Raw genomic sequence first — 11,467 nt, 5'->3', positions numbered from 1 at the left:
CCGTCCCCCCGACCAGACTTGAAGGCCCCCGGATCCAGCGGCCGATCCGGGGGCCTCGCTCATCGCCGGCTCATCCGGCTCATGCGGTTCACCCGGTTCAGCGGGGCGGTGCGGCGGGCGGTTCGTCTCCCGGCGGGCAGTCCGCCCTTCCCTGCGGGCCGGTGATCAGGCGGCCGCAGAGCTGCGTGACCTCCGTCCTCCCGTCCGGCGTGATCCGCGCGAGGATCACCGGCTTGTCCAGCACCTGGTGGCCGGTGGAGCGCGGCCCGAAGCGGATGACGCCGCTCGCGCCGTTGCGCAGGACGTCGTCGTCCGGGTCGTCGAGCGCCGCGAACACCGATCCCGCCGACGGCCGCGCGTTCTCCCGCCAGTACACGGTGCGCGCCACGGTCGCGACGAGGGTGACCGCGTCGTAGGCGACGGCGGCGCGGGTGATCGACGGCCATTGGACCGAGTCGCCGTCCTTGATGGTCATCTCCCGGGCGACGGGGTCGTAGTCCGAGTAGAACGTCTGGGGCGACTGGTCGCCGACCCACCGCCGATCCCACGCCTCGCGGGCCGCGAGCGGCGTGAAGTACAGCTGGAAGGTGCCCTTCCGGCCCAGCTCCGCGGCGTTGTCGCTGACGTACTTGGCGATCTCGTCGTCCGTCAGGACCAGCCGGGGCTCCGGGCAGGACAGCTCCAGGACGTTGGCGAACGAGCGGAACTCGTCCGACCGGCCGGCGTAGTAGAACATGTCGGGCTTGTCGCGGCACGCCTCCCGGACGGACTTGTTCAGGTCCCCCGGGTCCCGGTACGGCCGCATGCGCGTCACGCCGGGACGGAACGCCTTCTGGAACTCGACGGCGAGGTCCTTGCTGTACAGGTCGTTCGGGTCGCCGTCGTAGATGACGACCGCGTCGTCCATCCTCCTGCCGCCGACGTGCCCGTTGCGGGCCCAGTGCGCGGCGTGCCTCGCGGTCCGCGCGTTCGGCGACGCCAGCCGGAAGTAGTACGGCGAGTAGCCCGCCTCGCCGTCGAGAAGGGCCGTCCCGCCGAAGCTGTTGGCGGTGCTGACCAGCGGGAGCGCCGACTTGGCCAGCAGCTTGATCGCCTCCTGGGTCTGCCGGCGGCTCTGCTCGAAGCCGATCACCGCGACGATGCTGCGGTCGTCCAGCGCCCGCTCGCGGATCTGCCCGGCGACGTGCTCGGCATAGCGGAACTTGGCGCCCGCGTTCGCGATCAGCACGCGCAGCCGCAGGTCCTTGCCCTCGGCGGTGTCGTTGAACCGCTTCTGCGCGATCGCGAGACCGATCAGCTCGCCCTGGACGCCGGCGAGCAGCTCGATCCGCCGGTTCTTGATCGACGGGTCGGCGGTCACCGGGCCGAGGTAGACGACCGTCGCGTACGGCTTGCCGGACTCCTTGACGTGGTCGTTCTGCGACTCGATCTCGCCGAGCACCTCGCTCAGCCGGCCGTCGTTGTTCTTGCCGCCGGAGTTCTCGCCGAAGGAGAACGACCCGTCGGTGATGCCGATGCACTCGCCGTTCGCCATCCGCCTGATGCCGACCGGCGAGCAGTACATCCGCGCCTGGACGGAGATCACCGTGATGGACGCCGCCGCGACCGCCACCATCGCGATCCACGGCAGCGCCGGATGCGCGAACCGGGGGCGGCGCCGCACCGGCCGGACGGGCGGCAGGTCGCCGCCCGGGTCGCGGGTGATGTCGACGCGCAGCTCCCGGCGCGAGCCGAGCGCGCCGACGCGCCGCTGCTCCCTGGTGTACCGGTCCCAGAGCCCGCGGGCGGCGATGACGTTCTGCGGCTCGCCCGCCGACATGTCGACGCGGACGGCCTGCGCGATCCGGTCGACGAGCCTCGGTCCCGCGGGCGCGGACGGGTCGTCCTCGGCGGGCGCGTCCGGGTCGACGCTGGCGACGACGACGAGCGGGTCGAGGCAGGGCAGCCGCCCGCCCGCCTGGCTGTCGGCGCGGACCCGCTCGACCAGCTCCACGAACGCCACCCCGGGATGCCCGGCCGACAGCCGCTCGAAGATGAGCACCGGGTAGCGGACCCGCGCCCACGCCGCCCGCCGGTAGTCGCGCCGGTAGCAGCGGCGCAGGTCCTCCAGGAACGCGGCGACGAGCAGCAGGTCGAGCTGCTCGCCGTGGTCGTCCGGCTCGACGGGACGCGGGTCGAACACGCCCAGCGCGAAGCCGAGGAACCCGGTGGAGTCGCGGTCGACGTACGGCTGCTTGAGGAACCAGCTGAACCGGCGGACCCCGTACCAGCCGCGCGTGCGCGCCGCGATCTGGACGGTCACGAACGCCACCCCGATGATCGCGGCGAACACGGCCGCCGCGAGGTCGAGCGCCGCCGCCGTCCCGGCGCTGATCAGCGCGACCACCGCGATCCCGATCGGGGCGATCTGCTCCAGGAACGCCAGGAACGTCGCGGGCCGGCCGCGCGGCCCCTCCAGGTCGCGCAGGACGTCCCGGCCGCGCCTGCGGATGACCCGGTTCAGCTCGCGGCGGCGCGCGTTCTCGTTGTCCCCGACGGGCGGGTGCGTCAGCCGCCGCACCAGCTGGTGGTTCTCCCGCTCCGCCGCCGACGCGCCGCGCGGGGCCGGACGGTCTCCCGCCAGCCGGATCTCCCGCAGGTCGCGCAGCCACAGCGCCATCTCCAGCAGCGGGAACCGCAGCGGCGGCTCGCCCCGGGCATGGCTGCTCGGCTGCGACAGCTCCCGCTTCGCCTCCCGCAGGACGCCCGCGACGTCGGTGGCGGGCGTCTCGGCGGCGATGTGCGAGACCGGTGCGCGCTCGTCCTCGCACCGGGACTTCAGCACCTCCGCGACATGGGAGGTGGCGCGGCCGGGGCCGAGCAGCAGGAGCAGCGGCCTCAGCCGTTCCCGCCACCGCGGCCGTTCCCGCAGCCGTTCGAACAGGTCGAGCACCCCGCGCAGCCGTTCCTCGGTCGGGATCCGGTCGCCCTCGCGCGCCATGGGTCACGCCTCACTTCCGCATTGTCCAGTTGCTGGCCGCTCCCCCGGCTCGTTCTCCCACCGCCCTTATCGGCATTGGACGCGGCGGACCGCGAAAAGGATCGAAACTTTCCAATCGTCGTGCGCCCGTGCGCGAAACTCGGCCACTTTGCCATCATTGGCGCCATGGGCGACGACCGCGACGAGCCGCTGGAGGGCGACATCGGCCCGTCCGCGCCCGCGTCCCGCCCCGGACCTCCGGCGGGTGCGGCTGCGCCGAGCGCCGCTGAGGAGTCGCGGCGGCACGAGGCGGAGCGTGAGGAGCGGCGGCGCCATGCCAACGCGGTGTCGGGACGGATCGCCGCCGTGATCGCCGCGCTCCTCCTGGCGTTCCTGATCTACGACTCCGTCACCACGGCCGTGGAGGCCCATGGCAGGGGCGATGACTGGATCCACCCGCCCGCGGTGATCGCCGCCGTCTGCTCGCTCGCGCTGGTGACCCTGCTGGCCTGGGCCGTGCGGAGGGTGAAGTAGCCTCTGGTGAGTGACCGAAAGCGCGAATCCAGCCATTGACATACCCGCCGATCTGAAGCCCGCGGACGGCCGCTTCGGATGCGGTCCGTCGAAGGTCCGCCCGGAGCAGCTCGCGGCGCTCGCGGAGTCCGGCTCGACCTACCTCGGGACCTCGCACCGGCAGAAGCCGGTGAAGTCTCTTGTCGGGCGCGTCCGGGAGGGCCTCGGCGAGCTGTTCTCGCTGCCCGAGGGGTACGAGGTCCTGCTCGGCAACGGCGGCACCACCGCGTTCTGGGACGCCGCAGCGTTCGGGCTCGTCCGGCAGCGGTCGCAGCACCTGACGTTCGGCGAGTTCTCCAGCAAGTTCGCGAAGGTCACCACGAGCGCGCCCTGGCTGGGCGACCCGACCGTCATCTCCGCCCCGCCCGGGACGCACCCCGAGCCGTCGGCCGAGGAGGACGCGGACGTCTACGCCCTCACCCACAACGAGACCTCGACCGGCGTCGCCATGGAGATCCGGCGCCCGGCGGGCACCACCGCGCGCGACGGACTCGTGCTCGTCGACGCCACCTCCGGCGCGGGCGGCCTGCCCGTGGACGTGACGCAGACGGACGTCTACTACTTCGCGCCGCAGAAGTGCTTCGCCGCGGACGGCGGCCTCTGGGTGGCGCTCGCGTCCCCGGCCGCGCTGGAGCGGATCGGCGAGATCGCCACGTCCGACCGGTACATCCCCGAGTTCCTCAACCTGAAGACGGCCGTCGACAACTCCGCCAAGGACCAGACGTACAACACCCCGGCCGTGGCGACGCTGCTGCTGCTCGCCGAGCAGATCGAGTGGATGAACGGCCGGGGCGGCCTGGCGTGGACGACGTCCCGCACGGCCGACTCGTCCCAGCGGCTCTACACGTGGGCGGAGAAGACGTCGTACACGACGCCGTTCGTCGTGGACCCCGCGCAGCGTTCGCAGGTGGTCGGGACGGTCGACTTCAACGACGACGTCGACGCGGCGGCCGTCGCCAGGACGCTGCGCGCCAACGGCATCGTGGACACCGAGCCGTACCGGAAGCTCGGCCGCAACCAGCTCCGCATCGGCATGTTCCCGGCGATCGACCCGGCCGACGTCGAGGCGCTGACGTCCTGCGTCGACTACATCGTCGAGCGCCTCTAGCGTCCGGCCCTCGTCTGGCGTCCGACTCTCGGGGGCGCCGCGCCGCGCCCCCGAGAGCCCGCTTCAGACGGCGAACGGTTCAGGCTACCGACAAAAGATCGCCGGTGTCGCCGAGCCGCTCCGCCACGCGATGGCGCAGCCCGGCGCGGTCGCACTCCTCGTCGGCGCGGGTGAAGCCCGTCCAGACGCGGCCGTCCATGTCGGTGGCGCGGGCCGTGGGCAGGAACGCCGCCGTCGCCAGCACCTCGGGCCGGTCGCGCCGTCCAGGGTGGCACTCCATGCCGACCTTCAGGTAGGTGCCCTCGCGGAGCAGGACCACGGTCGCGAACTCCACGCGCGTGTGCCGCTCGGCCTCGCGGAACCAGCGCGGGTTGGACGCCCAGTAGATGTTCTGCTCGGTGTCCACGGCCACGGTCAGCGGGCTGAGCGCGGCGCGGGCCAGATGCACCTCGGTCGGACGGTCCCGGTGGACCCAGGCCAGCGCGGCCCGTCCGACCAGGGCCTCCAGGACGCCCGTCACGGCGGACCGGTCGGCGCAGCCCGCGAGGAGCTGGAAGATCGGCTCGCTGTCGGTCGTCCCGGACGCGGGCGGCAGCGCGAAGCGCGACCGCAGGCCGGCGGCGTCGATGTCGCCGTTGTGGGTGGCGACGACACCGGCGGACGGGCCGCCCGCCGCGGCCGTCCCGGGGACGACCATCGGGCTGGCGTTGCCGGCCTCGTCCGGCGAGCCCTGCGTCGCCCAGCGGGTGTGCCCGAGGACGACCGGCGCGCGGTCGAGCTCGGGGAGGAACTCGGGCCGCCAGATGGCCGAGAAGCGGCCGCGTCCCTTCACCACGCGGCAGCCCGCCGCGGGGACGCCGCCGGTCTCCGGCCCGCCGAGGCCAGGCCAGGCGCCGAGGAGCGCCAGCCCCGCCGAGTCCGTGCCGCGCTCCTCCGCGAGCGCGCCCAGCGTGACGAACACGTCCGAGGCGAGCCCCGGGTCGCCGGCGAACGGCGAGCGCACCATCCCGAACAATCCGCACATGCCACATGAGATGCATTTCATGGGCGGACGGTTCGAGTCGCTCATCGTGCCGAATAGGCTCGGACCGTGAACCGCGCGACCCGCTGGCTGCTTCCCACCGTGCTGACCGCGCTCGTCCTGGCCGTGGTCGTCGGTGCGCTGCTGAACTGACGCGGATCGTATGATCGACGGGGCGCGGAACGGGGATGATCAAGGGATGTCGCTCAGCCGCGTCGCCCGCACCGGTGCCGCCCTCGTCCTCGCCGGGTCCTCGACCTGCGTCCTCGCGCCCGCCGCGGCGGCGGGTGCGGCCCGCGCCGACCAGGTCGCCTTCATGATCAACGATTCGCGGATCACCGAGTCCAGCGGGCTCGCGGCCAGCGCGCGGCACCCCGGCATCGTCTACACGCACAACGACTCGGGCGGCGTCCCGAAGATCTACGCGCTCGACGCGGGCGGGCGCGTCCGGGCCGTGCTGACGCTCGCCGGCGCGGGCGCCCGCGACTGGGAGGGCATCGCGCTCGGCAAGGACGGGCACGGCCGCCCGGCGATCTTCGTGGCGGACATCGGCGACAATCTCGGCGGCGCGTGGCCGTACGTGACGGTGTACCGGATCAGGGAGCCGTCCCGGCTCGGCAGCCGGACGCTCCCGGCGACCGCCTTCAAGATCAAGTATCCGGACGGGCCGCGCAACGCCGAGACCTTCATGATCAACCCGCGGACGAACCGGCTCTTCATCGCCAGCAAGCTGTTCGGCGGCAAGGTGTACGAGGCCCCGGCGAAGCTCCGGACCAGCGGATACAACGTCCTGCAGAAGGTCGCGAACGCTCCGGCCATGGCGACCGACGGCGCGTTCTCGCCCGATGGGCGCACCTGTGTCATCCGTTCCTACTTCGGTGCGCGTCTTTATTCGGTAGGCCCGGACGGCCGTCCGGGGAAATCCATGACATCGATCGACATCCCGTTGCAGTCGCAGGGCGAATCCCTGAGCTACACGGCGGACGGGAGGTCCCTTCTGGTGGGGTCCGAGGGCGAGAACCAGCCGGTCTACCGGCTGCCGCTGCCGGACGAGGCGCTGCCGTCTCCGTCCGGCGGGAAGGCGAAGAACGCGGGTTCGGCGGGCGACGTCGAGGGCCACACCAGGGACACCCGGAACACCAGGATGGGGTTGTTCTTCGCGCTCGCCATCGCCGCGGCCGTCGGCTACGGGCTGCTGCGCAGGCGCGGAGGCTCGTCGGGAGGCGGATGACGGCGGCGGACGACGGAGGCGGATGACGAGGGACGGGCAAGCGGGACGGGCAAGCGGGGCGGAAAGGCGCACCTGACCGGCACGATGGAAGTCGGTTTCGGACGGCGACGGGATCGTGGAAGGAGGCGACGGGCCCGCGAGGACCCGTGTGAGGATGCGGACTGTGGAGCATGAGCTCGTGGGCCTGGCGGGACCCGGCGGCCGGTGGCGTCCCGTCGCCGCCGGACCGTTCGCCCTGCTCGCGGTGGCGCTGGCGCTGCTGCCGATCCGCCCGGTGTGGCTGTGGGCCGCGCTGATCGGCGTCGTCGCCGCGATCCCGTGGCTGCTCGGCGCGGCGCCGGAGGCGCGCAGGCGCCGTCCGCGGCCGTACTGGCGGCTGTCCGCGGCCGGGCTGGAGAAGATCGGGCCGGGCGGGCTGAGCATGGTCTCCTACGAGCGGTCCCGGATCGACGGGCTGGCCATCACCACCGGCGACGGCGTCCTGACCGTGTTCCACCGGTTCGGCCGTACCGCGGTGGGCGGGATGACCTCGATGGGCCTGGAGCCCCTCACCGTCTTCGTGACGGCGAGGCGCCTCGGCATCCCCATGCACGTGCTGGACGGCGAGGCGACCGATCTCCTCGACCCCGCGCTGGACGAGGCCCTGCGCATCCCCACGCTGGACGACGACGTCCCGGGAGGCGGCCCTCTGCCCCGCGACCACGCGGCGGAGAAGCGGCTGCTGGACCAGGAGGCCGCTCTCCTCGCCGCGGCCCACGAACCGTCCTCGATCAAGCCCGCCGAGGGCCCGGAGGAGGGCAACGGCGTGGGCAAGGCGCGCAGGGAGACGGGCAAGGAGCAGCGGCTGGACACGCCCGAGCCGCTGCCGAGCCGCCGCCGGGTCGTGCTCCTCGGCGTCCTCACCGCCCTGCTCGGCACCGTCATGATCGTCAGGATCGCGGTGGACGGCACGGGCGAGTTCGGCGCCCGGCTCGCCGCCGGCTGCTGGGCGCTCGCCGCGATCGCGGGCGTCCTCGCGGCGCGCCGCCGGCTGCTGCGGGCCGCCCAGGTCCGCTGGACGATCAACGCGGAGCGGCTGCGGGTGCGGGCCCGTCCCGGCCGCCGCCGCGAGGTGCAGGACCTGCGGGCAGGGGACGTCGCCGCGGTCGTCGTCGGTCCCGGCCTGCGGCTCGACCCGGTGAGCGGCGAGCCGCGCCGCGCCGACCTCGCCGCGCTCGCGTTCGGACACCGGCTGGAGCTCGTCGCGCGGCTGCCCGCGCACGGCCTGGACGGCTTCCAGCTCGCGCACGCCCTCGACGACCACGGCTACCGGGTGATCACGCCGGGCGCGCGGGCGCCACGCCGCCCGCAGTACGGCCTGGAGGGGCTGCCCGAGATCTTCGCGCAGGTCCCCGGCGGGCGGCTGGTCGTCGCGGACGGCGGGCTCGGCTGGGCGGACGCCGCCGGCGACGTCGTGCTGAAGATGCCGGAGGACCGCATCGGCGGCATCGAGCTGCTGACCATCGCCGGGCACGCCTGGGTCCGGCTCTACGACACCGACGGCGACGAGTTCTTCGCCGCGCCACTGTCGTCGCTGCGGATCTCCCGCACCGACCTGCGGGACGCTGCCCGCCGCGCCGGGCTGCCGGTCAACGACGCCGAGTACGACGCCTACCTCAGCGCCGCGTTCCACTCCGCCGTCTCCACGCTGACCGGCCCCGAACCGCCGACGGCGTCCGTGTCCTCGCAGAGCGCCACCGGGCCGGACGCAGGGCAGGACGCCGGAGAGCAGGCCGGCGAGGCGGCGGCGGCTCCGCAGCCAGACCCTCTGGACGAGCACGAGCTCACGTTCTCCGGCTCCGCGCCGCCCAACCCGATGACCGCGCCAGGGACGCTCCTGGACGCGACCCGCCGCTCCCGTATTGGGACGTACGGGATGAGCGTCCTGCTATGCGAGGCCGTCGCGCTGCTGGGCGCGGTCTGGCTCGGGCCTGAGCTGGGCGGCTTCAACGCGACCGCGTCCTGGTCGGTGCCCGTGGGGCTGGTCATCGGCCTTGTCGGTTACTGGCTGTACGACCGCAACCGCCCGCAGCTTCGGGTGTCGGCCGCCGGGCTCGCGGTAGTCACCCGGCGCGGCAAGGTCGAGTGGGACCTGGGCCGCGACCGCGTCGGCGGCGTCGGCATCGACGAGGCGACCGAGCGGATGCCGCGCCTGGTGGTGTGGAGCCCGTCCGGGCGGGTGCTGCGGCAGGTGACGTTCCCGCCCGACCTGGACGAGCTGCGCCGCGCCTGCGAACGCTACGGCCTGCCCTGGGGCCCGCCGGACGCCGACCGTCCCGCGCCCCCGCCGCCCGAGCTCTGACGCAGCGACCACGTCTTCAGCGACTCGTACGTCAGCTGGCTGTAGTCCTTGCCGGGCAGGTGGCTGCGCATCAGGTGGACGGAACCGGCCGTCCACGGCGCCCCGGCGAACGCCGACAGCGACTCCATGAGCGGGCGCACGTCCACCGGCCTTCTGGACCGCGCCAACGTGAGGTGCGGGCGGAAGCCCCGGTACTTGTCCGGCAACGTCCCGACGCGGCGTCCTGCGGCCGTGGTGGACGCGGCGAGCCGCGCCACCCCGCGGCGGTCTCCGAACAGGCCCGTCCACAGGACGCGGGCGTGCGTCCCGCTGGCGGGGAACGCGCCCGCCCCCGCCAGCGACAATGACATCCGCTCGTGCCGGCCGACGGCGCGCTCCAGCCTGGGGAGCAGCCGGTCGAGGGTGCGGTCGTCCACCTCGCCGAGGAACGTCAGCGTGACGTGGAGCAGGTCGCGCCGCACCCATCTCAGCTCGGGCACCGCGTCGCGGTGCGGCAGGACGGCCTCCTCAAGCTCGTCCAGAATGTCCGGTGGCGGCACGAGCGCCACGAAAAGCCTCATGGGAGCGTCCGGAGGGCCACCGGTCAAGCATTTCAGCAGATGGCACCCCTTGTCACGCCGTCACGCGGAACCGGCGGGACCGGTGCCGGCGCCCGATGCGGCGGCGGATGCGGCCCCGGATGCCGCGGCGGGTGCGGGCCGCCGCCGGATGCGGTCGAGCGCCGGCCGGATCGCCCCGGCCTCGCCCGGCGCGCCCCGCGCGGCCAGCACGCCGACGGCGGCCGCGGCGACGACCGAGATCAGCCCGCCGCCGACGAGGCCCGTCCGGGCGCCGAAGTTCTCGGCCAGCCAGCCGATCGTGGGCGCGCCCAGCGGGTTCGTCCCGAGGAACACGAACATGTAGAGGCCCATCACGCGTCCGCGCATCTCGGGGGCGACGCTCAGCTGCATGGTCGCGTTCGCCGCCGTCATGATCGTCATCATCGCGACGCCGGTCGGGACCAGCAGCGCCAAAAACGTCCAGTACGTCGGCATCAGTCCGGTGGCGACCTCCAGCGCGCCGAACGCCAGGCCCACCGCCACCAGGAACCTCAGCCGCGGCTTGGTCACCCGCCGCGCGGCCAGCAGGGCCCCGGTGAGCGCGCCGAGCGCGAGCATGCTGGACGCGAGGCCGAACGCGGACGCGTCGGTGTGGAAGACCTCCTTCGCGACGAGCGCGACCGTGGTGGCGAAGTTCATGCCGAACATGGCGAGGAACCCGATGAGGATCAGGACCAGCATCAGGTCACGGCGTCCGCGGACGTAGCGCAGGCCCTCGCGGAGCTGTCCCTTGGCGCGCTTGACGGGGTCGGCGGGGTGCAGCTCGTCCCCGCGCATCGCGTAGAGGCCGAACAGGACGGCGCCGAACGACGCCGCGTTCACCAGGAACACCGGGCCCGTGCCGATCAGCGCGATCAGCACGCCGGCGACGGCGGGGCCGAGCAGCCTGGCGCCGTTGAACGAGGCGCTGTTCAGCGCGATCGCGTTCGGCAGGTCGCGCCTGCCGACCATCTCCACGACGAACGACTGGCGGGTCGGGTTGTCGACGACGGTCGCGAGGCCGAGCCCGAACGCCAGCACGTACACGTGCCACACCTGCGCGACTCCGGTCACCGCGAGCAGGCCGAGGACGAGCGCGAGCACGCCCATGGACGCCTGCGCGAGCATCAGGACGCGGCGCTTGGGATACCGGTCGGCGATGACGCCGCCCCACAGGCCGAACAGCAGCATCGGCAGGAACTGCAGGCCGGTGGTGATGCCGAGCGCGGTGCCGCTGCCGTGCGCGAGTTCGAGGACGAGCCAGTCCTGCGCGATCCGCTGCATCCACGTGCCGGTGTTGGAGACGACCTGGCCCGCCGCGTACAGCCGGTAGTTGCGGTTGCGCAGCGACCGGAACATGCCCCCGGCGCGTGCCTCGTCAGCATCGTCAAGCCCGTCGAGGTCACGGGATTCGTCTGGCCTGCCGGGGCCGCGGGGTTCGTCGGGGTCGTCGGGCTCGCGGGGCTCGTCGTCGTCCGTCTGCCCGGCGGCCGGGAGCGCGGCGATCTCCTTCGGCGGCGTCTCGGCGTCGGCTGGCTCGTCGGCGCACGAGGGCGGGCCTGGGGCCTTGGCGCGTCCGGCCACGTGGGCGACGGGACGGCGGCGGCCCCGCCCAGCGGACGCGGGCGCGGACGTGGACGCGGGGCCGGGGGTGGC

Annotated in this window: 8 protein-coding genes; 4 read left to right on the top strand and 4 right to left on the bottom strand. The window is 73.6% G+C overall.

Annotated elements, in window-relative coordinates:
• Positions 1-97: 97 nt before the first annotated feature.
• Positions 98-2,980, bottom strand: coding sequence for an ABC transporter substrate-binding protein (locus ETD83_RS33885; protein ID WP_138649290.1), 2,883 nt, complete (start codon positions 2,978-2,980; stop codon positions 98-100).
• A 165-nt stretch (positions 2,981-3,145) separates the two neighbouring features.
• Between ETD83_RS33885 and ETD83_RS33880 the strand changes: the two genes are divergently transcribed.
• Both ETD83_RS33880 and serC read left to right on the top strand, forming a co-directional pair.
• On the top strand, positions 3,146-3,493 hold the full coding sequence (locus ETD83_RS33880; protein ID WP_138649289.1) for a hypothetical protein: 348 nt from the start codon (positions 3,146-3,148) through the stop codon (positions 3,491-3,493).
• Between the two features lie 10 nt (positions 3,494-3,503).
• Positions 3,504-4,640, top strand: a complete 1,137-nt coding sequence (gene serC / locus ETD83_RS33875) for a phosphoserine transaminase (protein ID WP_138649288.1) — start codon at positions 3,504-3,506, stop codon at positions 4,638-4,640.
• Positions 4,641-4,719: 79 nt separating this feature from the next.
• On the opposite strand, the gene ETD83_RS33870 is transcribed toward serC, so the two are convergent.
• Positions 4,720-5,664: a class II glutamine amidotransferase gene (locus tag ETD83_RS33870; RefSeq protein ID WP_171064594.1), complete on the bottom strand. Its 945-nt coding sequence runs from the start codon at positions 5,662-5,664 to the stop codon at positions 4,720-4,722.
• A gap of 196 nt (positions 5,665-5,860) precedes the next feature.
• Here ETD83_RS33870 and ETD83_RS33865 point away from each other — a divergent pair, with 196 nt between their 5' ends.
• Both ETD83_RS33865 and ETD83_RS33860 read left to right on the top strand, forming a co-directional pair.
• Positions 5,861-6,892 (top strand): hypothetical protein, encoded by a 1,032-nt coding sequence (locus tag ETD83_RS33865; RefSeq protein WP_138649286.1) that lies wholly within the window; start codon positions 5,861-5,863, stop codon positions 6,890-6,892.
• A gap of 163 nt (positions 6,893-7,055) precedes the next feature.
• Positions 7,056-9,233, top strand: a complete 2,178-nt coding sequence (locus tag ETD83_RS33860; RefSeq protein WP_138649285.1) for a hypothetical protein — start codon at positions 7,056-7,058, stop codon at positions 9,231-9,233.
• On the opposite strand, the gene thpR is transcribed toward ETD83_RS33860, so the two are convergent.
• Entirely contained in the window at positions 9,170-9,793 is a 624-nt protein-coding gene (gene thpR / locus ETD83_RS33855) for an RNA 2',3'-cyclic phosphodiesterase (protein ID WP_138649284.1), read from the bottom strand. The genes ETD83_RS33860 and thpR overlap by 64 nt on opposite strands.
• Positions 9,794-9,853: 60 nt before the next feature.
• Positions 9,854-11,170, bottom strand: coding sequence for an MFS transporter (locus ETD83_RS33850; protein ID WP_138649291.1), 1,317 nt, complete (start codon positions 11,168-11,170; stop codon positions 9,854-9,856).
• Between the last annotated feature and the right edge of the window lie 297 nt (positions 11,171-11,467).

Source organism: Actinomadura soli, from assembly GCF_005889715.1.
Taxonomy (GTDB): domain Bacteria; phylum Actinomycetota; class Actinomycetes; order Streptosporangiales; family Streptosporangiaceae; genus Spirillospora; species Spirillospora soli.
Note: the sequence above shows the minus strand (reverse complement) of the source record. Positions and strands in the feature narration are given on the sequence as shown.